General features: G+C 32.9%; 22 protein-coding genes. 17 read left to right on the top strand and 5 right to left on the bottom strand.

Translation table 11 applies throughout. The annotated features are described in order from the left end of the window. Positions 1–135: 135 nt before the first annotated feature. Complete coding sequence (locus AABI72_RS02810; protein WP_338364195.1) at positions 136–873, bottom strand: hypothetical protein; 738 nt, start codon at positions 871–873, stop codon at positions 136–138. Between the two features lie 150 nt (positions 874–1,023). Between AABI72_RS02810 and AABI72_RS02815 the strand changes: the two genes are divergently transcribed. From AABI72_RS02815 to lon, 12 genes are all read left to right on the top strand, one after another. Continuing rightward, the gene (locus AABI72_RS02815; protein ID WP_338364198.1) at positions 1,024–1,584 is read left to right on the top strand and encodes an NADH-quinone oxidoreductase subunit J; all 561 of its coding nucleotides are present in this window, start codon (positions 1,024–1,026) and stop codon (positions 1,582–1,584) included. Positions 1,585–1,649: 65 nt separating this feature from the next. After that, positions 1,650–2,033, top strand: a complete 384-nt coding sequence (gene nuoK, locus AABI72_RS02820; RefSeq protein ID WP_338364200.1) for an NADH-quinone oxidoreductase subunit NuoK — start codon at positions 1,650–1,652, stop codon at positions 2,031–2,033. Between the two features lie 6 nt (positions 2,034–2,039). Beyond that, a complete protein-coding gene (locus AABI72_RS02825; protein ID WP_338364202.1) occupies positions 2,040–3,911 on the top strand; it encodes an NADH-quinone oxidoreductase subunit L in 1,872 nt (623 codons plus the stop codon). A 63-nt stretch (positions 3,912–3,974) separates the two neighbouring features. Then, positions 3,975–5,429, top strand: a complete 1,455-nt coding sequence (locus AABI72_RS02830; RefSeq protein ID WP_338364203.1) for an NADH-quinone oxidoreductase subunit M — start codon at positions 3,975–3,977, stop codon at positions 5,427–5,429. 18 nt (positions 5,430–5,447) lie between these two features. Next, positions 5,448–6,884 carry an NADH-quinone oxidoreductase subunit N gene (locus AABI72_RS02835; protein WP_338364267.1) on the top strand — a complete coding sequence of 479 codons (1,437 nt, stop codon included), beginning with the start codon at positions 5,448–5,450 and terminating at the stop codon, positions 6,882–6,884. Between the two features lie 190 nt (positions 6,885–7,074). Next, the gene (locus AABI72_RS02840) at positions 7,075–7,782 is read left to right on the top strand and encodes a biotin--[acetyl-CoA-carboxylase] ligase (protein ID WP_338364204.1); all 708 of its coding nucleotides are present in this window, start codon (positions 7,075–7,077) and stop codon (positions 7,780–7,782) included. Positions 7,783–7,963: 181 nt separating this feature from the next. Further along, positions 7,964–9,199, top strand: coding sequence for a hypothetical protein (locus AABI72_RS02845; protein WP_338364205.1), 1,236 nt, complete (start codon positions 7,964–7,966; stop codon positions 9,197–9,199). Between the two features lie 21 nt (positions 9,200–9,220). Then, complete coding sequence (gene greA / locus AABI72_RS02850) at positions 9,221–9,688, top strand: transcription elongation factor GreA (RefSeq protein ID WP_338364207.1); 468 nt, start codon at positions 9,221–9,223, stop codon at positions 9,686–9,688. Between the two features lie 14 nt (positions 9,689–9,702). Further along, on the top strand, positions 9,703–10,599 hold the full coding sequence (locus tag AABI72_RS02855) for a 4-(cytidine 5'-diphospho)-2-C-methyl-D-erythritol kinase (protein WP_338364210.1): 897 nt from the start codon (positions 9,703–9,705) through the stop codon (positions 10,597–10,599). Positions 10,600–10,662: 63 nt separating this feature from the next. Then, positions 10,663–11,253: an ATP-dependent Clp endopeptidase proteolytic subunit ClpP gene (clpP, locus tag AABI72_RS02860; RefSeq protein ID WP_338364269.1), complete on the top strand. Its 591-nt coding sequence runs from the start codon at positions 10,663–10,665 to the stop codon at positions 11,251–11,253. Between the two features lie 48 nt (positions 11,254–11,301). Beyond that, entirely contained in the window at positions 11,302–12,555 is a 1,254-nt protein-coding gene (gene clpX, locus AABI72_RS02865) for an ATP-dependent Clp protease ATP-binding subunit ClpX (RefSeq protein WP_338364212.1), read from the top strand. 14 nt (positions 12,556–12,569) lie between these two features. After that, complete coding sequence (gene lon, locus AABI72_RS02870) at positions 12,570–14,993, top strand: endopeptidase La (protein ID WP_338364215.1); 2,424 nt, start codon at positions 12,570–12,572, stop codon at positions 14,991–14,993. Positions 14,994–15,010: 17 nt separating this feature from the next. Here the strand turns inward: lon and AABI72_RS02875 are convergent, their stop codons facing one another. Further along, a complete protein-coding gene (locus AABI72_RS02875; RefSeq protein WP_338364217.1) occupies positions 15,011–15,364 on the bottom strand; it encodes a ferredoxin family protein in 354 nt (117 codons plus the stop codon). A 95-nt stretch (positions 15,365–15,459) separates the two neighbouring features. Continuing rightward, a complete protein-coding gene (ppa, locus tag AABI72_RS02880) occupies positions 15,460–15,960 on the bottom strand; it encodes an inorganic diphosphatase (RefSeq protein WP_338364219.1) in 501 nt (166 codons plus the stop codon). Positions 15,961–16,089: 129 nt separating this feature from the next. Here ppa and AABI72_RS02885 point away from each other — a divergent pair, with 129 nt between their 5' ends. Beyond that, positions 16,090–16,227 carry a hypothetical protein gene (locus AABI72_RS02885; protein ID WP_338364222.1) on the top strand — a complete coding sequence of 46 codons (138 nt, stop codon included), beginning with the start codon at positions 16,090–16,092 and terminating at the stop codon, positions 16,225–16,227. Positions 16,228–16,261: 34 nt separating this feature from the next. Here AABI72_RS02885 and AABI72_RS02890 read toward each other — a convergent pair whose 3' ends face one another. Next, on the bottom strand, positions 16,262–17,941 hold the full coding sequence (locus AABI72_RS02890) for a type I secretion system permease/ATPase (protein WP_338364224.1): 1,680 nt from the start codon (positions 17,939–17,941) through the stop codon (positions 16,262–16,264). 82 nt (positions 17,942–18,023) lie between these two features. Here AABI72_RS02890 and secD point away from each other — a divergent pair, with 82 nt between their 5' ends. The 4 genes from secD to AABI72_RS02910 all read left to right on the top strand — a co-directional run bounded on the left by secD (position 18,024) and on the right by AABI72_RS02910 (position 21,432). Continuing rightward, the gene (secD, locus tag AABI72_RS02895; RefSeq protein ID WP_338364225.1) at positions 18,024–19,553 is read left to right on the top strand and encodes a protein translocase subunit SecD; all 1,530 of its coding nucleotides are present in this window, start codon (positions 18,024–18,026) and stop codon (positions 19,551–19,553) included. Positions 19,554–19,623: 70 nt separating this feature from the next. Then, positions 19,624–19,878: an acyl carrier protein gene (locus tag AABI72_RS02900; RefSeq protein WP_338364227.1), complete on the top strand. Its 255-nt coding sequence runs from the start codon at positions 19,624–19,626 to the stop codon at positions 19,876–19,878. 4 nt (positions 19,879–19,882) lie between these two features. Further along, positions 19,883–21,169 (top strand): beta-ketoacyl-ACP synthase II, encoded by a 1,287-nt coding sequence (gene fabF / locus AABI72_RS02905; protein WP_338364229.1) that lies wholly within the window; start codon positions 19,883–19,885, stop codon positions 21,167–21,169. A 56-nt stretch (positions 21,170–21,225) separates the two neighbouring features. Continuing rightward, on the top strand, positions 21,226–21,432 hold the full coding sequence (locus tag AABI72_RS02910; RefSeq protein WP_338364231.1) for an MrpF/PhaF family protein: 207 nt from the start codon (positions 21,226–21,228) through the stop codon (positions 21,430–21,432). Positions 21,433–21,442: 10 nt separating this feature from the next. On the opposite strand, the gene AABI72_RS02915 is transcribed toward AABI72_RS02910, so the two are convergent. Further along, positions 21,443–22,786, bottom strand: a complete 1,344-nt coding sequence (locus tag AABI72_RS02915) for an AmpG family muropeptide MFS transporter (protein WP_410520601.1) — start codon at positions 22,784–22,786, stop codon at positions 21,443–21,445. Positions 22,787–22,792: the final 6 nt, after the last annotated feature.

Raw genomic sequence — 22,792 nt, forward strand, 5'->3', positions numbered from 1 at the left:
CATGAGGCAGAAAGCCACCACTATAAACAAGGCGTTTAGTGGTGGGATGCTGGTGGGGGGCAATTTACTTAGATATATGCACTGAACAGATTTAACATAGATAAACATGCATTATATTTAGAAGTATACAATGTGTTACTCTTGCTCTATTCTATAGATTAGTATACATACTGCACTTTTGCCAGTTTTAACTACACCAGTTGCATTGGTGAAACAAGTTTCTGTGCCATTTTCATTTTCCAACCTATAGTTACCTTCAGTTGCTTTGGGTACATCATATTTGTTAAGAATGGCCTTTGCTTGGTTTGGGGTTATTGCACCTGTTACATCATTTGATAGAGCATTTGAGGCTGTAAGTGCTGTGCTATCAGGAATGTTATACAATATCAAGCCATTGCTAGAAAATGCACTAGTATCTCCTGCATTAGTTAAGAAAGCAGCAGCATATCCACCTCCAACACCTCTAGATTTTGGCACATTTTTACCTGGTACAACTTTATCATCGGTACCATATGTTAGGTTTGGTATATCTACACCTGATAAAGCAAGATGACACCAGAAATATCTTGTTTCTGCTGTTGTTGTTATCATTCCATTACCATCACCATCATTGCCACCTGTGCCTCCAGCTAAACAATTGGCATCGTGTGGAACAACTGTTGTTGCATTACTGCAGTCTCCAGGTATGCAATTATACGATACTTTAAATATATAAAATGCTTCTTGATAGCCAGTAAGTTCATTGTTTACAGCTCTAACTTTAGCTTGTTCAACTAATGCAGTACCAGTAAGTACAGATACACTAATAAGTCCCATTACAACCAAAACTATAGTAATTTCTATGATTGATATAGCTAATTTTCTGCTTTGCATGATTAAAATTCCTTTAATTATTTTTACCACTAATCTAACTATTAAACTATTACACATAAAAGTAAATTTTAACTTAATAGTCATATTTGCATTAGAATATTTGCCATGATATAAGTGCACTATTAATGTTTGCTTATTTAATATTTTATAGTGATATATTTTTTTTATTTTTTTGCACTTGCTCTACTGATATTTTCTTTTTTTGTTGTAATGCATACCAACCCAGTTAATTCTATTTTCTCTTTAATTGGTGTTTTTATAGCAGCAGCATGTTTAATGATTGCTATAGGCATTGAATTTTATGCTTTTACGCTACTGATAATTTATGTTGGAGCAGTGGCTATTCTTTTTCTTTTTTTGGTTACACTGTCTAATGCAAAAGATAAGGTTTTAAGGTCATTTATTCCACTGTTATTTTGCGCTATGCCAGTGCTGCTGCTGCTGTGGAAATTTTTAAATATATTTCATTTAACTAAGAGATCTTGGTCTACTGCTTCAGAAACTAGCACTGCTCATATAGGGTATGCAATGTTTACAAAATACTTTTTACCACTCCAACTTGTAGGAGTTTTACTGTTACTTTCAATGTGTGCTACTGTTGCATTGGTACTAGAAAAGTCAAAACGTAAAGATCAGTTGGTTGCATTAGAAACTAGGAAAGTTGTGCTTATTGACAAAAAATTTGGTGAAGGTGTGGATTGTGATTGTTGATTTTTCAATGTACTTGTTCTACTGTTTTGTATGTATAATATCATTATATTTTATTTGGGTTTATTATGCCTAGTGTTAGTTTACTTGTACAGCTAAGTAATGATATGTCAGCATTTGTTTCTAATCCAAGGATTATTGCCATTCCATTGAATTCACTTGGTGCTTATTCTATTCTATCATTTTGTCTATTTAGCATTGCAGTTTTTGGGGTGTTGATTAATAGTAAAAATATATTGGTTTTATTAGCATCCATAGAGTTAATTTTTTTGGCTGCAGGTATAAATTTTGCCTCACTATCATCTTTTAGTGGCAGGGCCGAAGGACAAGTATTCTCTTTTTTTTTGTTAGCTATTGCAGCAGCAAAGGTTGCTATTGGACTTGGAATTATAATTGTTTACTACAAAAAGAATAGTACCATTACTATAGAAGTTGACCCTAGTGTTGAGTAGGTTGTTATGCAATATGTGGATTTAGTGCTATTTATTCCTATGTTTTTTATTATGCTTAGTGGAGCTTGCTTGCTATGTTCTGTTGGGCATTATGTAGTTAAAACAGTTTTATTTGCAATTATATGTAATTTTGTCATAACTATTATTTTTTTTTGCAAAGGCATTATGTCAAGTGGTGAATATGTGCACACTATACTTGAATGGTTGCCATTGATTAGCATGAGTGCAGATTGGTCAGTGCATTTAGATAAGCTGAGTTTGTTAATGCTGTTAGTTGTATATACAGTTGCGCTGGTGGTTTTTATTTATAGCATAGGATATGTGGAAAATGCAGATGAGCGTGCTAGGTTTTTTTGGTTGCTTTTGATTTTCATATTTTTCATGACTTTGTTAGTTGTTTCAGGAAACCTGTTGCAATTATTTTGTGGATGGGAAGGGGTTGGTTTAAGTTCTTATTTATTAATAGGATTTAACAGAAATAGCAATAATGCAGCAAATGCATCAATTAAGGCATTTATAATGAACAGAATTGGTGATGTATGTTTTATTTTGGCAATAGTGTTAGTTTACAATGTTTTTGGTACTTTAAATTTTAACTTGATTGCTGCTGATATTATTGACAAAGATTTTAATATTTTGCATTGGATTGGCTTCAAGGTTAATATTTTAGATATAATATGCTGTTTAATTTTTATTGCTTGTATGGCAAAATCTGCTCAAATTGGTTTACATACTTGGTTACCTGATGCAATGGCAGGTCCTACACCAGTTTCTGCATTGATTCATTCTGCAACTATGGTTGCATCTGGTGTTTTTCTTGTAGTGCGTTGCTCATTCTTGTTTAAATCTTCAGTGATAGCTAGCTTGTTAATTATGGTGGTTGGTTCAGCAACTGCACTATCTTTTGCAATTGTAGCTCTTAGAGAGAATGATCTTAAAAGAATTATTGCTTACTCTACATGTAGTCAGCTTGGCTATATGATGATGGCATGTGGTGCATATGATTATGCTGGTGCCATGTTTCATCTAGTTACTAATGCTTTTGCCAAATCTCTACTGTTTTTATCGGCTGGTATTGTGATTAAAATTACTGGAATGCGTGACATTAGAAGCATGAGTGGTATCTGGAATACCCATAAACTAGTTTGCATATTTTTTTGGACAAGCTCATTGTCTTTAATAGGCATATTTCCTTTTGCAGGTTATTTTTCCAAAGAACATTTGTTGCTTAGTGTTTATTACTACTCTAAGTTTGGCATTTTATTCTTTTTTGTAGGCATGGTTGCAGCTTTTTTCACTGCACTTTATTTGCTACGTGTAGTTTTCAAAATATTTTATGGCAGCAATAATCAGTTAGACAATAATAAGCATCTAGTTGATTGTTTGATGTCTTTTTCTCCAATTGCATTAGTTTGTATGTTGCTTGTTTCTCCCATGTTAGATCTTATTGGTTTGACTGATGGCTCATACTTTTCTGGCATTCTTTCACTTGTGAATGCTAAGCAAAGCACTACTTCTGTGGTTAAGATATTGCCAATATTTACTGGCATTTTAGGTATATTGATGGCATATATTATGTTCTATAAAAATAAATTCTTTATCTTAGGCTCAACAGATGTCAGTAGTGGTAAAGTTTCTAGATTTATATCAATGGACAGAATATATAACTTTTTTATTGTGTTGAGATTTAAAAACTTGTCATTTTTTGCAGCCAATATTATTGATCTTAAGTTTTTAGATTGTATTTTTTCTAAATTAGTGAGTTGGTTGTTTAATTTTTGTGCAATGTTAGTAAATCTATTGCATTTAGGCAGATTAAACTATTATTTATTTACAATGTTTATTGGCATGGTATTGTTGGCACTGCTATTTTTATGATTTGTGTTGTTAGGCTTTAAATTTTGTGTACAATAACTATTTATTAAGGTGTATAACGTTTTGGTGAGTTCTGCTAATTTTCCAGTGCTGTCACTTATGGTTTGGTTGCCAATTATTTTGGCCATTTTTTTTATTTTTTCTCATAAAGTATATGGCTGTGCTATTGTTTGTATTTGCTCATTACTAATCTTTCTCTTATCTTTTTTTTTATTGTTACAGCAGAAAGGTGCTGCAGATGGGTGGCTTTTTTTAGAGCAGAAGAAGTTGTTCTTTTTTAACTACTATCTTGGTATTGATGCTGTATCTGCTGCTCTTGTGTGTTTAACTTCATTTATTGTTATGGTATGCATAGTTTATGCATGCTTCATTATTAAAGTTTCTGTCATGAATATAACTATGTTGTTGTTAATAGAATCATTTGCCACAGGTGCTTTTTTATCACTTGACTTATTATTATTTTATATGTTTTTTGAAGTTTCACTTATCCCAGTGTTTATAGTGGTAGGAATGGGAAATGATAGTGATAGTAGTAGTGCTTCTTTTAAAATGTTTTTATATACAATATTTGGATCTTTGCTTGCACTGCTTGCAATAGTATATTTGTATTTTGGACATGGTATTAGCAGTGTCAATGAGTTACAAAATGGTATTGCTACACTAACATCAAATATTAGATTATGTGTATGGATTGCTATGTTTATAGCTTTTGCAGTTAAATTACCTATGCTGCCATTACATATGTGGTTACCAAATGCACATACAAATGCCCCTACTATTGGATCTGCAGCTCTGGCAGCTATTATGCTAAAGCTTGGTGCATATGGTATGTTGCGTTTTATAGTGCCATTTTTTAGTGATATAAATAAGCTTGTTGTTAACTATATAAATATATTAAGTATTTCTGCTGTTATATATGGTGCATTGGCAGCATTTGCACAAAAAGATGTTAAGAAAATTATTGCATATTCATCTATATCACATATGGGATTTGTAACAGTTGGATTATTTAGCGGCAATGTGAATGCAATAATTGGGGCAATTTTTCAGATGATTGCTCATGGTCTTTCATCTGCTGCATTATTTTTTTGTGTTGGAATTCTTAAGCAAAAAATTCATGGCAAGCTATTGGATGACTATGGTGGTATTGCTAGAATTGCTCCAAAGTTAGCTGCATTTTTTTTATTTTTCACCTTTTCTGCTATTGGTGTGCCTGGTACATCTGGATTTGTTGCAGAATTTTTGATTGTGCTTGGCCTAGGAAGAGAAAGGATAATGATTGCAATATTATTAGCATTTGGTTTTGTGCTTGGTGCAACTTATATGTTGAATTTGTATAAAAAAGTTTTTACTGGCAATTTAAGCACTAGTCATGCTGCTTGTGGCGATATAGGCAAGCTGGAAATTTCATTATTGTTGTTATTGGCAATTTCAGTATTGTTCCTAGGAGTATATCCTAAGTTTTTTCTAACATTGTTGGAAGATTATGTTGAGCATAAGTTATTGTTTATTCCAAACTAGAGGTTATTTGTGTTAGGTATGGTTTGTGATCTGTGGGCTGAGGTTGCAGTTCTTGGTATTGCACTACTACTGCTCATCTCATCATTAATTTTTAAAAATAAAATCCAACTTGCAAAATTAGATTTTCTGTCAATGATTAGCATGCTAGCTATTGTGGGTTGTATGCTGGCGCTAAATCATCATAATACAGTTGATAGATTTTACCTTACTGATAGATTGTCTGTTAGTGTTAGGGTTTTGATTTTGCTTATAGGGTTTTGTACATATATGCTACCTACTTGGACAAGATATGCTAACAAGGAACATCATTCAAGCTATGGTTTTATTGTTATGATGGCTATTTTTGGTATGAATATTGTTGCTATAGCTAAAGATCTAATGGTTTTATACATTGGGCTGGAGATAATGAGTGTTGCATTTTATGCTCTTATGGCTATAGATAAAAATAATAGATTTGCCATAGATGCTAGTATTAAATATTTTATTAGCAGTGCTTTTTTTTCAGGGATATATATTTATGGTGTTTCTATAGTTTATGTGAATTATGGCAGCACTGAGATGCCAATTAGCTTGCTTTCATCTATTGCTAATGGATCCATGCTTTCTTTTGGTTTGTTAATGGTTGTTTCTGGTTTATTATTTAAAATGGGGTGTGTTCCATTTCATATGTGGACTCCAGATGTGTATCAGGGTTCGCCTATGTTTGTGACTGTGTTGTTATCAACTGCATCAAAAGTGGCTATTATTGCACCATTAATACATTTAATTCCTTTGCTTCAGACTGCAGCTGTAATGTTTTATTCTGTTTTTAAGCTGATAGCTATATCTTCAATCATTTTAGGATCATTAGCAGCTCTATATCAATCAAATTTAAAACGTTTAGTTGCTTTTAGCTCAGTGGCTCATATGGGTTATGTTGTGTTACTGATTGCATTTCTTTTAAATCAAAACTTAGGTAGTGTAAATAATAATTACTTTAGTGTTATTATGTTATATATATTTAGCTACATTGTTTTTACGCTAGGCTTTCTGTCTTTTATATCTCTATCAACTAAAAGCAATAGAGATAGTAGTGACTATGAATTATCTAATTTAGAAATTTCTGTTCAGCATCCACTGACTAATGTATTGGCTGTTATTTTGCTAATGTCAGGAGTTGCTATTCCACCATTGTCAGGTTTTTTTGCCAAATTTTATGTATTAAATCTAGTGGTAGAAAATAGTCCAATGTTAGCTGTTTTTCTAGTTATTTTTATTGTGGTCTCAAGTTCTTATTATATAAGAATAGTGATTATTATATGTTTTGCAAAAAATTTACAAGTTAATGTTGATAATAATTTGATTTTAGCCAGATCATCATCTTGGTGGCTATTGCTTATCACATCATTAATGTGTTTATTTTTTGTATGTTATGGTGGGTTTCTTATGAATCTGATACAGCCACTTCTACGTTAGTAATCATTTGATATATTTTAGTTTAATTTTAGTCTTCCCTTAGAAGTGTTTTGTAAGATTGTAGAATTGGCTGACAGAATGTTGTTTTTAATAAGGGTATATAATATGATATTTACTTGATATTGCTATTTAATTTGTGTGATTTATTCATCATGTTTGTGAATTATGTTAATAAAAATAAGTTTAACCAATGATGTGTGAGTTGATGCTTGAAATTGATGGAATGCCTGTTTTTATATATGATGAGGTCTCAAGCACAATGGATATTGCCTTAGAGCACTTTATGGCTGTAGATTATGAGTTTGCAGTTTTTGCAGCAAGTCAAACAAAAGGTGTTGGCAGGAATATGTCATATTGGAGCTCACCAAAAGGTAATATATACTTAAGTATAGTAAAGAAGTTGCCAAGTAATATTAACAACATATCATCTCTTTCACTTGTTGCTAGCATAGCAGTAGGTGATTTAGTGCAAAAATTTTCTAATCTTGATATTTCCTATAAATGGCCAAATGATGTAATGGTTAATGGTAAAAAAATTGCTGGTATTTTGTTACAAATGGTGGAAAATTTTGTGGTTATTGGTATAGGGATTAATATTTTGTCTGCACCATCTGATGCTTCAATGCTTGGATCAACAGGTGCAGGTCTGGATTCAATGTGCAGATCTTTAGTGCTACTTCTTAATAGCAGATATAATGAATGGTTGTTGCATGGATTTATTTTTTTAAGAGAATTGTGGATGCAAAGAGCAATGGGTCTAAATAAGATGGTTTATGTCTCTGATTATCAGGAGTGTATTGGTTGTTTTGTTGGAATTAACGACTGTGGTGCAATGTTGGTTAAGAAGAATGGTGTGGTGAATAGCTACTTATCTGCAGAAAAGGTAAGAGTCTATTAATGCATTGCATAACTGCCAAAGGTAAATTTTTGTTATATGATTTGTCAGTCTAATTGTTTTTAATATTTATATTAGATGAATTATATTATAATATAATTGTGAATAGATAGGATAACTGATGAACTAATTTACTCTTTTTAAGATTGTCAATTATCTTATATCTACTAGTAAAGAGGTTTTTGTGTTTAAATCCATTGAACAAGTCTCAAAGACTATTAACTCTCATGAAGTGTCTTTTATTGATTTATGTTTTACAGACTTTGATGGAAATCTTCGGCATAAAGTTTTTAGCACTAATTCCTTCAATCTTGCTGAATTAGATGGTAGTAATATAAAATGTGATAACTTGACACTCTCAGCAGTATTATCAACTGGTTTTATGAATCCATTTACAACACAGCGTACTATATCTTTTATTTGCAATACCAGCTCTTCTAATAATTTTGATTGGCGTAGTGCATGTGATTTGTTTGCAAAAAAAGGAATGCCTATTGGTATGTCTGATTTTTTTTATGTAACATTGCAATTCTCTGTTTTTGATAGCATATCATTTGACACTAAATTATATAATTCATTTTATAAAATTGAGTGTGGCAATAATTCTGATATGTTTGGCAACTTGCAGTGTGATAATAATAAAGTTAACACTACTGCTGGGCTTGCTATGTTGGATGATTTATTTGATTTGCGTTCAGAAATTGCCGATACTGCACAATCAATTGGTATTAATGTTGTTTCTCACGCTAATGGAGACAGCTCATCATCTGCTATAATTAGTTTTAAAGTTAATGGTTTAACATTAATGGCTGATCATTTACAATTATTAAAATTGGTTATTGTTAACACAGTTAGAGCATATGGTAAAAGTGTGGTTTTTATGAGTGGCTTTAGTAAAAATGAGAACTGTGCTGGTATTACTCTTTCACATTGTTTATCAAAAAATCTTATTGAAAATCATGCAAATAGTATAGTGAATTTGTCAAGTGCTCTTTGTCCTTTTGTTTCTCCAATGTCACTTGGTGGTAAGCGTTTTAATAAAAAGATAAATTGGATTATTGGAAAAAGAATACCCAATACAGATAATTTTATGTGTGAGTATAATTTTATTGATGGAATATGCAATCCTTATGGAGCAATTATTGCAGTATTTGCAGCTGGTAAAATGGGTTTGGGCTTGGATGTGAATGATATTGAATGCACTGCTTCTTTTAGTGATGACTTGCATATTTATTCACCGGATATCTTGCCTTATTCACTAGCAGAATCTTTGAATGCATTAAATGATGCACGTTCTTTTGCATTAGAGTTTATGAGTAGTGAACATTTTGATATTTTTTTGGCTAAGAAAAATGTTGAGGCTAAAAAAATATTAGCTACAATTAATCCTATTGAATTTGAATTTTACTATAACTCATAATTAAAATTTTCAGGAGGCAATATGCCAAATCCTATGACCACTAATGGCTATGAGGAGCTATTAAGGCGCTTAGATGAATATAAATCTCAACGTCGTCCAATTGCAGAAGAGATAGCTGAAGCAAGAAGCAAGGGTGATTTGTCAGAGAATGCTGAATATCATGCAGCAAAAGCAAAACAGGAAATGCTAGAGCGTAAAATAGCTGAAATAGGTAGCATTGCCTCTGATGCAGAAGTTATTGATGTTGCTACTATTGAATCTGATAATATTGTTTTTGGAGCCACGGTTTCTTTGAGGGAAGTGGATAGTGGCAAAAGACACATATATAAGTTAGTTGGACAAATGGAAGCAGATGTTAGTAATGGTCTTATATCAATAGATGCTGCATTATCTAGAGAAGTATTGGGTAAGAAAGTTGGTGATATTGTATGTGTTTCTTTGCCAGCTGGAGAGCGACTTTATGAGATAGAAAATATAAAATATGAATAATAAAGAGGTTTAAAATGAATGCTATTATTCAAGGCAAAGCATACAGTAAAGTAAATTTATTTTTAAATATAGTTGGTAAGCGTGAAGATGGTTATCATTTACTTGAGAGTTTAATGGTATTTGCTGATTTGTCTGATTCTATTATGATAGCAAAAGCAGATAAGTTTACTGTTAAATATACTGGTTCTTCTAAGAGTGATATTGTTGTTGGTGAAGATACAGTTAGTAAAGCAGTGCAGGAGCTTAGTAAGTATTTTGACTGTAATTTTAAAGTGGCAATACAGGTTGAAAAAAATATTCCTGTTGGTGCTGGACTTGGTGGTGGTTCAGCTGATGCAGCATTAGTGTTGCGCATGCTGATAAAGCTTTATAAGCTTGGTATTAATAATAATGCATTATATAAAATTGCTAAAAAGATAGGTTGTGATGTGCCAATATGTCTAGAGAACCATGCATGTTTAGTTAAAGGTGTGGGGGAAGTTTTGTTATCTGTTCCATATTTTAATAACATTCCTGCTATTTTTATCAACCCAATGAAATTTCTTGGTGCTGGTGATGTATTTAAGAATCGTACTGGTGATTTTAGTAAATCTAGCATTTTTAAAAGAAGCTCTATTATGGAGAATTTTTTGACATTTAAGAATGATTTGTATGACTCAGCTGTTTCTTTGGTTCCTGAGATTGCTGAAATAATTCATGCTATTAGAGCACAAAAAGGTTGTAGGCTTGGCGCAATGTCAGGGAGTGGTGCAACATGCTTTGGTTTATTTAATAGTGTATTATTACGTGACAAGGCTTATAAAGCTCTACAGGTAATGTTTAAGAATTATTTTGTAGCTCGAACTAGTATTACCCACAAAGGTGATACAGATTTTATGACACGTGAGTTAGATGTTAATTTTTGTTTATAGTGTTTTAATTATTTTTATCTATTATTTTTATATATTATTTTGATAATGAGGTCTTTTGTGAGCATGTTTGAGAACAATCTTATACCTATGGTTGTTGAACAAAATAGTCATGGGGAGAGAGCATATGATATATACTCTCGTTTGTTAAGAGAAAGAATAGTTTTCGTGACTGGTGGAATTGAAGATCATATGGCTAGCGTTATAGTTGCACAGTTGTTATTTTTAGAGGCTGAGAGCCCAGAGAAGGATATTTATATGTATATTAATTCACCAGGTGGCGTGGTAACATCAGGATTGTCTGTATATGACACAATGCAGTTTATTAAACCAAAGGTATCTACATTGTGCATAGGTCAGGCAGCCTCAATGGGCTCATTGTTGTTAGCTGGTGGTGCAGCTGGTGAGCGTTATTCTTTGCCAAATGCACGCATTATGACTCATCAGCCATCAGGTGGTGTTAGAGGACAAGCTACTGACATACAAATACATGCTGAAGAAATATTGTCATTAAAAAAACGTCTTAATAAGATTTATCAACATCATACGAAGAAAGATCTACAAGTAATAGAGGATGTTATGGAGAGAGATAGGTTTATGAGCCCAGAGGATGCAAAACGGTTTGGTATTATAGATAAAATTATTGAAAGCAGATAGACTGTCATGCTATACTAATAGTATTAAATTAATTTTCTATGGTTAGAGATGTTAAAAAATGACGGTGAGTTGATGTACTGTTCATTTTGTGGTAAATGTCAGAGTGAAGTTTTTAAGTTAGTTGCTGGTCCTACAGTTTTTATTTGCGATGAATGCATTGAGTTATGTAAGAATATCGTTAAAGAAGAAGATAAGGAAGGATCAAGTATAAACAAACTGTTAAAGCCTAGGCAGTTAGTAAATGTTTTAGATAGTTATGTTGTTGGTCAGCATTATGCTAAAAAAGTTCTTGCAGTAGCTGTTTATAATCACTATAAAAGATTGCTTAATCCTTCTAAAGAGCTAGCTGCTAATAATGTTTTGGATAATGTAGAGCTGCGCAAGTCTAATGTGCTTTTGATTGGACCTACTGGATGTGGAAAAACATTACTAGCACAAACATTATCTAAATTTTTAGATGTGCCATTTACTATAGCTGATGCAACTTCTTTAACAGAGGCTGGGTATGTTGGTGAAGATGTAGAAAGTATTGTTTTACGATTATTTCAGGTTGCTGGTAGTAAGATAGATTTTGCACAGCGTGGTATAATATATATAGATGAGATTGATAAAATAGCACGTAAAACTGATGGTCCATCTATAACACGTGATGTGTCTGGTGAGGGTGTACAGCAAGCTTTATTAAAGATAATTGAGGGTACTGTTGCCTATGTTCCTCCACAGGGTGGCAGAAAGCATCCACAGCAAGAATGTATAAAAATTGATACTTCTAATATATTGTTTATTTGTGGTGGTGCATTTGATGGGTTAGAGAAAATTGTGCGTAAGAGAATTGAAGGTAATTCAATTGGTTTTAGTGCAGATTTAAAAACTAAGAGTGAAAGATCAACTAATAGTATCCTAACACATGCCCAATCTGAAGATTTAGTGAAATATGGATTAATTCCAGAGTTTGTAGGGCGTTTTCCAGTTGCCTGTTCTTTGAGTGAGCTTGATGAAGATGCATTGGTTTGCATATTACAAGAACCAAAAGATGCATTAATTAAGCAATATCAATTATTGTTTGATATGGATGGTGTTAAACTCACATTTGATAATGAGGCAATAAGGTTAATTGCAGCCGAGGCAATGAAGACCAGCACTGGTGCTAGGGGTTTAAAAAATGTAATGGAAAAGGTGTTGTTAGATTATATGTTTGAGACTCCAAGTAATGATAATATCTCAGGCATTCAAATAACTACCAGCATAGTTAAAGAAAAGCTAGCTATTAAAAATGTCTTGGTTGATAACACTGCTGCATAATTATATGGTTTTTTGTGATTTTTGAGGATATGGATGTGAGTGAAAAGACATTGTTAGGATTTTATCCAATACTTCCTTTGAAAGATTCTGTTGTTTTTCCTGGTATTATTACCCCACTTTTCGTGGGTCGTGATAAGTCAATTATGGCAGTAAATAAGGCGCTTGAAAGAGATAAACATATTGTTCTTTTGTTGCAAAAAGAATCTTTAATAGATGCTGTTGGTATTGATAATTTATTTTCTGTAGGTGTTTTAGCTGAGATACTACAAAACAATGAACTACCAGATGGTGGTATGAAGGTTTTAGTTAATGCTGTTAGCAGAGTTTTAGTTAATACTGTTCAGGAAGCTAATGGTTTCCTTGAAACAAAAATAGAAATTATACAAGAAAAGGAAGAAAGCCCTGAGATAATTAGTTTATTTCGTAAGAATATAGTTAATGATTTTATGCAGTATGCAAATATTAACAAGAAGATTTCTTCAGAAGTTATAAGTTTTATAGAGCATATACCCAATGATTCAAAATTTGTTGATAAGATTGCTACTCATTTAGAAATTCCCTTACTTAAGAAGCAAAAAGTGCTTGAGAGTATTGATATTATTGATCGAATGGATCTTATATCTATGTATATAGCTGAAGAAATTAAGATTGTTAATATGGATAAAGTTATACGTAGTAGAGTGCAGCGGCAAATGGAGAAAACGCAAAGAGAATATTATTTAAATGAACAAATAAAAGCAATACAACGTGAGCTTGGGGTTTCTAATAGCAGTCCAGAAAAGGCTGAGCTTGATGAGATAGAGAAAAAGATACATTCAGTTCAACTGTCCAAAGAAGCTAAAGAAAAGGCATTATCTGAGTTGAAGAAGTTGAATTTTATGAATCAAATGTCAGCTGAGGCTGGTGTGTTGCGTGGTTATTTGGAATGGATGCTATCTGTACCATGGAAGAATAGAACACAAACCAAAAGCAACTTAAATGTTGCTAAAGATATCTTGGATAAGAATCATTATGGCATAGAAGAAGCAAAAGAGAGAATACTAGAGTGTCTTGCAGTGCAAGGTCGCATTAAGCACAATAAGGGGGCAGTTATATGTTTTGTTGGTCCTCCTGGAGTTGGCAAAACTTCACTGGCACGTTCAGTAGCAAAAGCAACAGGACGTAAGTTTGCACAGATAAGTTTAGGTGGAGTAAAGGATGAGTCTGAAATTAGAGGTCACAGAAAAACATATATAGGCTCTTTGCCTGGAAAGATTATTCAAGGTATGAAGAAAGCTGGATCAAGTAACCCATTGTTTTTGTTGGATGAAATAGACAAAATGTCCTCTGACTTTCGTGGTGATCCATCTTCAGCATTGCTTGAAGTTTTGGACTTTGAGCACAATCATGCATTTGTTGATCATTATTTAGAAGTTGATTATGATTTATCAGAGGTTATGTTTTTGGCAACTGCAAACTCTTTGTCTACTCTGCCATATCCATTGCTTGATAGAATGGAAATTATAAATATTGCAAGCTATACAGAAGCAGAGAAGATGCATATAGCGGTTGAGCATTTAATTCCAAAGCAACAGAAGTTAAATGGTTTGAACAATGCTGAATTAACTATATCTAATGATGCAATTTCTTTACTTATCAGAAGATATACCAGAGAGGCTGGCGTTAGATCTCTTGAGCGTGAATTATCTAAAATTGCTCGTAAAACTCTTAAAAAAATTGTATCAGATAAAAATGTTGAAAGTATTTATATATCAAATGACAATTTATCAAATTTTTCTGGACCTATGAAATATGTTTATGGCACTGTTAATACAAAAAGCCTAGTTGGTGTAGTAAATGGCTTAGCTTACACAGAAGTTGGTGGTGATTTACTGACAATTGAAGCTATTGCAATGCATGGAAAAGGCAGGCTGAGCTGTACTGGTAAACTGGGTGATGTAATGAAAGAATCTGCACAGGTTGCATTTAACTATGCATTATCTTACCTAACTTCTAGGTATGATGATGTTTTAGGTAAGCGTGATATACATATTCACGTTCCTGAAGGTGCAACTCCTAAAGATGGTCCATCAGCTGGTATAGCAATATGTTCTGTTGTGCTTTCACTGTTGCTCAACACTCCTGCAAAGCGTAATGTGGCAATGACTGGCGAGATTACATTGACTGGCAGGGTTTTGCCAATTGGTGGATTGAAAGAGAAGCTGCTTGGTGCAATTCGTGGTGGAATAGAGAAAGTTATTATACCACATGATAATGAACAGAGCTTGGTTAAAATGCCAGCTGAAATTTTAGATAGTCTAACTATAGTTACTGCATCTAGCATGGATGATGTGCTACAACATGTATTTGAGCACAAAATTAAATGGGAAAATATTATAAATAAACCACTTCCCATTTCTGATAATTTCATAACAGAAATTACCAGTTCAGTTAGCTAACAATATTGTCTCTTCAGCTAGTGATCATTGTTATCTGGTAGATCAAATGAAAATAAATTGTCTTTGTCTTTTATTTTTGCATATTTATCAGCTTCTGGATGTGGTTTTGGTTTGTAGGTGATATTTGGCCAATTATACTTGTGCACAGCATCATGATTTATTGCTAGCCATTTGTTATGATTTTTGTTAGCTGGATCATGTTGCACAATTGCATTAATAGGACATTCTTGGACACATACGCCACAGTCTATGCATGCTTCAGTATCAATTGCAAGAGAATTTTTACCTTCATGGAAGCAATCAACAGGGCATACTGCAACACAATCACCATATTTACATTTTATACATTTAGGTAGTACAATATGAGACATATATCCTCTTAATATGATTATGTGAGATTGACAGGAATTGAACTGTGGCCATCTGGATTAGCAATCCACTTCTATCCTACTGAGCTATAATCTTATTATTTGCTCAAAGCTCTTTTAAAAGCATCATTTATCATTTGATATGCATTCTCAGCATTTCCCCATGATTTTACCTTAACCCATTTATCATCATCAATATCTTTGTAGTGTTCAAAAAAGTGTTTTATTCTTCTTAGAGTATGTTTGTTGATATCATTGATATCATTGATGAAATCATAAAATGGATCAATTTTTTTTATAGGAGTGCATATTATTTTTTCATCATTACCTGCCTCATCTTCCATCATTAATACTCCAACTGCTCTGCATAACACTGAGGCATTAGGTAGAATTGGATTTGATGATATAACCAATGCATCACATGGATCATTGTCTTCTGATAGAGTGTTGCTTATAAAACCATAGTTACATGGATAGTGCATAGAGGTTTTTAGCATACGGTCAACAGAAAGGAGGCCAGTTTTTTTGTCAATTTCATATTTAACTGCTGAAGAGTTTTCAGAGATCTCAATTATGACCTCAAAATTTTCATTTTTCATTTTATGCAATAACTGCTAGATTAAAGCAACTATTATATAATCAATATTTTTTGTATGCAAAATATTTTCTGTTTAATGTTTTGCATATGCTGCTAATGATGTACTTGTTTAGTTATTTTACAGGCTCTTATGTGTGATAATAATTTTTTTATATGCACTTGCAATGGTGATGATGCAGTAAGCCCACACCCAACAGTTTATTTGTTTGTTGGCTCTGATGGTGCAGTTTGTCCTTATTGCTCTAAATTTATTAAACATTGTGAGTAAATTTTAATTTAGAGAGATGTTGTTATATTAGGCGTTATGTGGTTTTTTCTGGTTGTTTTAGTATATCTTCACGCTTTCCATATGCTGCAATCATTCCATCTTGCATAACAAGAATTTTGTCAACATGTGTAAGAAGAGATGTTTTATGGGTGGTGACTAATGTTGTTATACCATTCTGTTTTGCATACCCTAATGCTTTTACTAATGCAAGCTCACCTTGTTGATCAAGATTAGAGTTTGGCTCATCTAGAATAATTAGTTTTGCATTACCATAAAATGCTCGTGCTATTCCTATTCTTTGCTTTTGTCCACCTGATAGTTCTAATCCTTTTTCCCCAATTATTGTTTCATATCCATTAGGTAATGATAGAATGACTTCATGGATGCCAGCTATTTTGGCAGCATTGACAATTGCATTTGGATCTGGATCATTGTCCATCTTTGCTATATTTTTTTTTATTGAAGCATTAAATAATTCTATATTCTGTGGTAAATATCCTATATATTTTTTGCATAATGGTCTAGGCCAACGATGCATACTACATCCATCTAAAGAGACTCTTCCAGCTACTGGTTTCCAGACACCAACTAGCATTTTTGCAACAGTTGATTTTCCAGCTGCACTTGGTCCAACAATACCAACTATAGCTCCAGGATCTACTTTGAAAGAAATCCCTTTAATTATTGGTTTGTTAGTGCCTGGAGGGGCAAAAACAACTTTCTCAAAATCAATCATGCCTTTAGGTTCTGGTAATTCCATGGATTCATTTCTGTCAGCAACATTAGTAAGCATGTTATTAATACGTTTATAGGATAAACGTGCATTAATAAGATTCTTCCATGTTATTATTGCAGATTCAAATGGTGACATGGCACGACTCATTAATATAGAGGCAGCAATAATTCCACCAGCTGATTTATGGTATTTTATTGCTATAAAAGTTCCAAGACCAATAACCATGATTTGCAGTGTCATTCTTGAAAATTTAGTGATGCTTTGTATAATTGATGTTCTTCCATTTGACAGTGCTTGGATCTTTCTTAGGTCTTTGCTTCTATTCATCCATTCATTGATTATATCATTAGACATTCCCATAGCTTCCATGGCTTCAGCATTTCTGTTTGCTATCTCAATATCACGTACATTTTTCATGTATTTTTCAGCTGATTCTTTTATATTAGATTGTGTGCTTTTTTCATTCCATATAGCTAGTATTAGCATTAATATTATGCCAAATATAGCCAAGAAACCTGTAGCTGGATGTATCATAAATATTAGTGCTAGATATAATATTGACCATGGGGCATCAAATAATGAGAATATTCCACTGCTAGTTATAAATGCCTTAAGGGTGTTTAGATCACGCAATGCATCCCCTGTATAATTGCCATTATTGGAAATGGTCATATGAATTGCTTTTTTTAACAATACTGGTGCTATTTTTTCATCTAACCAATCACCTATGTTATTTAATATGGCGTGACGACATAAATCTAATGTTGCTATGCATAGAAAGGCAGATAGTGTAATAATAGTTAGCATAACTAATGTCTCCAAGCTACCACTGGACATTACCCTGTCTAATACTTGCATTGTGTATATTGGCATAAACATCATCAGAATGTTTGTGGCCATTCCAAATAAAAAGACTGCTTTGAATGCTTTTGTACATTTGTTTAGTGATGCTACTAGTATTGTTTCTTTATTTTGCATGATATGACAACTTATTGTAGAATAATAATCTATAATAATATTTTAACTGAATTAATATTTATAAACAAGATTTTGAGATGATATGCTTAAAATGTCCTATGCTGGTTTATTTTTTGTAGTTATTTTGTTGATTGCTGCTAGTTATTTTGCTGCACCTAATTTTTTTAGCAATGATATTGCTTGGCTGCCAAAAAGTAGATTACACTTTGGTCTTGATTTGCGTGGTGGGTCATCCATAACAATGCAAATTGATTATGATGGCTATGTTAGTGATTTTTTGGATGGAGCTATAGATGAAGTGCGTAATTCTTTAAAGAAAGCTAAAATTTCTTATCACAGCATTTCAAAAGAAAAAGATATGGTTGTTGTTTCACTAATTGGTGGGTCTGATAGCAAGCTATTGAAGAGTTCTTTTGGTGATTTTAGGGTTAGTTTTGATATTGATTTATCAAACACATCTTTGGTAAAAATTAGATTGAAAAAGCAATATGCTAAACGTCTGCAGCGTGATGTTTTGCTTGATTCAATAAAGAATATACGAAAAAGAATAGATGCTATGGGTATTGGTGAGGTGTCAGTTCAAATAAAAGGATCTAATTCAATATTGTTGCAAATACCACATTCTGAAAATGCTAATAAGATAAAAAAGATTATTAGTTCTACTGCTAAGATGACTTTTCATTTAGTCAGCGATTCTAAAGAGTCGAAAAATTTTGCTAAACCAACTAAAATGGTGAAGGATCGCAATGGCAAGCTTTATGAGATATATAGGAAAGTTGAGCTTGATGGCAGCTTGCTAAGAAGTGCAATAGTGGCTTATGGTCGCAATGATCAACCTGTGGTTTCTTTTGCATTTAATTCTATTGGAACTAGGAGATTTGCAGCACTAACTCAAAGAAGTGCTGGTAAGCATTTAGCAATTATGATAGATAATGTGTTAATGACAGTAGCTACCATTAAAGAGCCTATTGTTGCAGGCAGAGGAGAGATAAGTGGTAATTTTACCATGGAAAGTGCTGCTGAGTTAGCATTAATTTTGCGCACTGGTGCACTTCCTGCATCACTCAAAATTGTAGAAGAAAGGATTGTGGGTCCTACACTAGGTGAATCATCTGTATTAGCTGGCAAGAAGAGTATGGTTATAGCTTTTATTGGCATTGGATTGATGATGGTTGTAATTTATAAAATTTTAGGCTTATTTGCAGTTGTTGCATTATTGTTTAATTTAATTCTTTTATTAGCATCTTTAACTGTTTTGCATGCTGTTCTTACACTTCCTGGAATGGCTGGTATAGTTTTAACTATAGGAATGGCAGTAGATGGTAATATAATAATTTTTGAGAGAATTAAAGATGAAGTTAGGAGTGGTCATAGAATTTTTAGGGCAATAGAGGATGGCTTCAGTAATGCAACTACTACTATTGTAGATTCTAATCTTACTACATTGATTTCTGCTATAATTCTATTTTTAGTTGGCACAGGCCCAATTCGTGGATTTGCAGTATCTTTAGGTATTGGAGTATTGACCACACTTTTTTCAAATGTTACAATAAATAAAATGATGATTTATGCATGGTATAATTTAACTCATCCAAAAAAGATGATTATTTAAGTTATTTTCTGCTTGCATAAATTTTTTATTAGCGTAATTTATTAAAAATTTATTAGTTTGAGGATGCAATATGGATGATGTTCTTGAGAGAGTTAAGAAAAGAATGATTGAACGACTAGATATAAAAAATGCTGATGACTTAAGCATGAAATCTCATATAGCTAACGATTTAGGTGCAGATAGTCTTGATATAGTTGAATTAATTATGGATTTTGAAGATGAGTTTGATATAAGCATTCCTGATAGTGATGCTGAATCTATCTCTACAATTGGTGAAGTTGTTAAATATATTGAAGATAAAATTAATAACAATAGCACTGCTTAAGCACATGGTTAATAAAAACAGAAGAGTGATGGTAACTGGTTTAGGAATGGTTACTCCAGTTGGAATTAATACCAAAGAATCTTGGAATAATCTTATTAATGGTACCTCTGGAATAACTAAAATTGATCAATTTGATGCTAGTTCTCTGCCTTGCAGGATTGCTGCACCAGTTAAGTATAAAAGTGATAGCAATCCAGATGGGTTTGATCCATCATTATACCTTACACCTAAGGAAAGGCGTAAAGTTGATAATTTTATCTTACTTGGAATAGCTGCTGCTGATCAAGCAATAAATGATTCTGGCTGGAAACCAGAAAATGATTTTGATAGAGCAATGACCTCAGTTGTTTTTGGTTCTGGAATTGGTGGTTTGCCGCAAATAGAAGAGGTGTCAATTAAGCTTCATGAGTTTGGTTTTAGGAAAGTTAGTCCATTTTTTATTCCTTCAACATTAATAAATTTGTTACCAGGACATGTTTCCATCAGGCATAAATATTGTGGTGCTAATTTTTCTGCTGTTTCTGCATGCTCAACTGGTTCACATGCTATAGGTGAAGCAGCAATGATGATTCGTCATGGTAGAGCCAATGTAGTTGTTGCTGGTGGTGCAGAGGCTGCACTTTGCCCAATAGCTGTTGCAGGATTTGCTGCTGGCAGAGCACTTTCAACTAAATTTAATGATCAACCAGAGAATGCATCACGTCCATGGGATAAGGATCGAGATGGATTTATAATTGGCGAAGGAGCTGGAGTGTTAATCTTAGAGGACTATGAGCATGCTAGAAAACGTGATGCTAAAATATATGCTGAGCTTATTGGTTATGGTGTCTCAAGTGATGCACACCATATAACAGCACCACCAGAAAGTGGTGTTGGCGCTATATCAGCAATGAAAAATGCTGCAAATGATGCTAATGTGGATTTTGATGATATTGATTACCTGAATGCACATGGTACCTCTACTACAATAGGTGATCTTGCAGAATTAAATGCTGTAATGTCATTATTTAAGCTTGATAAAAGATTGCATACACTCTATATGTCTTCTATTAAATCATCTATTGGACATCTTCTGGGTGCAGCAGGTGGTGTTGAAGCTGTGGCAACTGTATTATCAATAGCAAATAATATAGTTCCACCAACTCTTAATTTGCAGAATCCTATATTGAGTCATAAGAATCTTGACTTAGTGCCAATGCATGCAAAAAGTTTTAAAGTGCAGTGTGCTATGTCAAATTCATTTGGATTTGGTGGCACAAATGCTAGCTTATTATTTGCTCAATACTCTTGAGATTTAGTATGTTGCTTATTGCATTAATTGCGATTTTGTTTAGTATCAGTTTACTTTTGCTGGCATTTTTTTTGCATGATACAAGGTTTGATAAGTTGTTAGTTGTTAATGCATTGAGTACTCACACTGTTGCATTAATGGCATTTTTTTCAGCAGTATACCTTACATATGATACTTTTGATGCTGCAATAGCCTATGTTTGTATTAGTTTTATTACCAGTATTTCAGTCTCTAATTTTTTTGTTATGAGTAAAGGTAAGTAAATTTATGGCTTTATGCTGGTTGTTCTTTGCTGGAAGTGTTAATAGTTTTTGTTTTATAATTTTGTTGATGTTTGAAGAATAATAAAATTGATATTCCTGGTATAGTGAGCACAATGCTAATAAGAAAAAATACATCCCATCCAAAAGCATCAACTACAAAACCACTTGATGATGCAAGTGTTGTACGACCAATTGATGCTACTGATGTTAGAAGTGCATATTGAGTTGCAGTATACTTTTTATTGCATAGCATAGATATATATGCCACAAATACTGCAGTTCCCATGCCACCAGCAATATTTTCTATAGATATAGTGGTATAAAGCATGTATATGTTATTGCCAATATGATGTTGAGCTATATACACTAAATTGGTTATTGATTGCACTATTCCACAAAGCAATATAGCATTCATTAGGTTGATTTTATAAGCTAAAGTGCCACCAAGAAATCCACCAATAATTGTTGCTATCATGCCAAAAATTTTAAGTGCCATGCCAATTTGCATTAAACTGAAGCCTAAATCTCTTAGAAATGGCGTGAACAATGATGTTGCAAAAGCATCACCAAGTTTAAAGGAGGCAATTAGAATTAAAATAAGAATCCAATGTTTTCGTTTTACTATATCTTTTAATGGTTCAACAAGAGAGTGTGTTAGCCATTTAATAATACTTTTTGGATCTAGTGCTTCTGATTTTATTTCATTTTCTTGTTTTTCTGATAGTAACAGTATTGCTGTGAGTATAATAATCATAACCAAAGAAATAATAATGTATGATTTATTCCAAGCATTCTGATAGTTTAAATTTTTTAAAAAATCAACTAACATGAGTGTAAATGCACCAGATATAAGCATGCCAATTCTGTAGCCAAAAACAGCTGTAGCAGATCCAGCCGCCTGTTGTTTGGTTGACAGGAGCTCAACACGGTAAGCATCAACTATAATATCCTGTGTTGCCGCAAGAAAGGCAATAACTAATGTGTGCAAAGCAATATTTTTTATTGATCCATCTAAGACTGTCAACTGATGCATGCCAAGAGTCATAATTGCTGCAGCAATCATTATTTGTATTAATGCTAACCATGAGCATCTTTTGCCAAATATTTTATAGATTATTGGTATTCTGATATTGTCAACTATTGGAGCCCAAGCAAATTTAATTGAAAATGGAAGGCCAATCATTGCAAAAAGCCCTATAGTCTTTTTGCTTATTCCATAATCATTTAACCATGCAGATAGTGTTGACCCTAATAGAGTTAGTGGTATTGCACTGGCAATTCCCATAAGAAACACTATAAATATTTCTTTACTTAGATAAATTTTAAAATTTTTTAAAAGCATCATATTACTCATAATTAT

The organism is Candidatus Xenohaliotis californiensis, from assembly GCF_963930935.1.
GTDB classification, from domain to species: domain Bacteria; phylum Pseudomonadota; class Alphaproteobacteria; order Rickettsiales; family CAWVOK01; genus Xenohaliotis; species Xenohaliotis californiensis.

Bases quoted from the DNA above. Each gene is read 5' to 3' on its own strand.
- AABI72_RS02810 (WP_338364195.1), bottom strand. From the start codon at position 873: ATGCAAAGCAGAAAATTAGCTATATCAATCATAGAAATTACTATAGTT.
- nuoK (WP_338364200.1), top strand. From the start codon at position 1,650: ATGCCTAGTGTTAGTTTACTTGTACAGCTAAGTAATGATATGTCAGCA.
- AABI72_RS02825 (WP_338364202.1), top strand. From the start codon at position 2,040: ATGCAATATGTGGATTTAGTGCTATTTATTCCTATGTTTTTTATTATG.
- AABI72_RS02835 (WP_338364267.1), top strand. From the start codon at position 5,448: ATGGTTTGTGATCTGTGGGCTGAGGTTGCAGTTCTTGGTATTGCACTA.
- AABI72_RS02840 (WP_338364204.1), top strand. From the start codon at position 7,075: ATGATGTGTGAGTTGATGCTTGAAATTGATGGAATGCCTGTTTTTATA.
- greA (WP_338364207.1), top strand. From the start codon at position 9,221: ATGCCAAATCCTATGACCACTAATGGCTATGAGGAGCTATTAAGGCGC.
- AABI72_RS02855 (WP_338364210.1), top strand. From the start codon at position 9,703: ATGAATGCTATTATTCAAGGCAAAGCATACAGTAAAGTAAATTTATTT.
- clpP (WP_338364269.1), top strand. From the start codon at position 10,663: ATGTTTGAGAACAATCTTATACCTATGGTTGTTGAACAAAATAGTCAT.
- clpX (WP_338364212.1), top strand. From the start codon at position 11,302: ATGTTAAAAAATGACGGTGAGTTGATGTACTGTTCATTTTGTGGTAAA.
- AABI72_RS02875 (WP_338364217.1), bottom strand. From the start codon at position 15,364: ATGTCTCATATTGTACTACCTAAATGTATAAAATGTAAATATGGTGAT.
- ppa (WP_338364219.1), bottom strand. From the start codon at position 15,960: ATGAAAAATGAAAATTTTGAGGTCATAATTGAGATCTCTGAAAACTCT.
- AABI72_RS02885 (WP_338364222.1), top strand. From the start codon at position 16,090: ATGTGTGATAATAATTTTTTTATATGCACTTGCAATGGTGATGATGCA.
- AABI72_RS02890 (WP_338364224.1), bottom strand. From the start codon at position 17,941: ATGCAAAATAAAGAAACAATACTAGTAGCATCACTAAACAAATGTACA.
- secD (WP_338364225.1), top strand. From the start codon at position 18,024: ATGCTTAAAATGTCCTATGCTGGTTTATTTTTTGTAGTTATTTTGTTG.
- AABI72_RS02900 (WP_338364227.1), top strand. From the start codon at position 19,624: ATGGATGATGTTCTTGAGAGAGTTAAGAAAAGAATGATTGAACGACTA.
- fabF (WP_338364229.1), top strand. From the start codon at position 19,883: ATGGTTAATAAAAACAGAAGAGTGATGGTAACTGGTTTAGGAATGGTT.
- AABI72_RS02915 (WP_410520601.1), bottom strand. From the start codon at position 22,786: ATGAGTAATATGATGCTTTTAAAAAATTTTAAAATTTATCTAAGTAAA.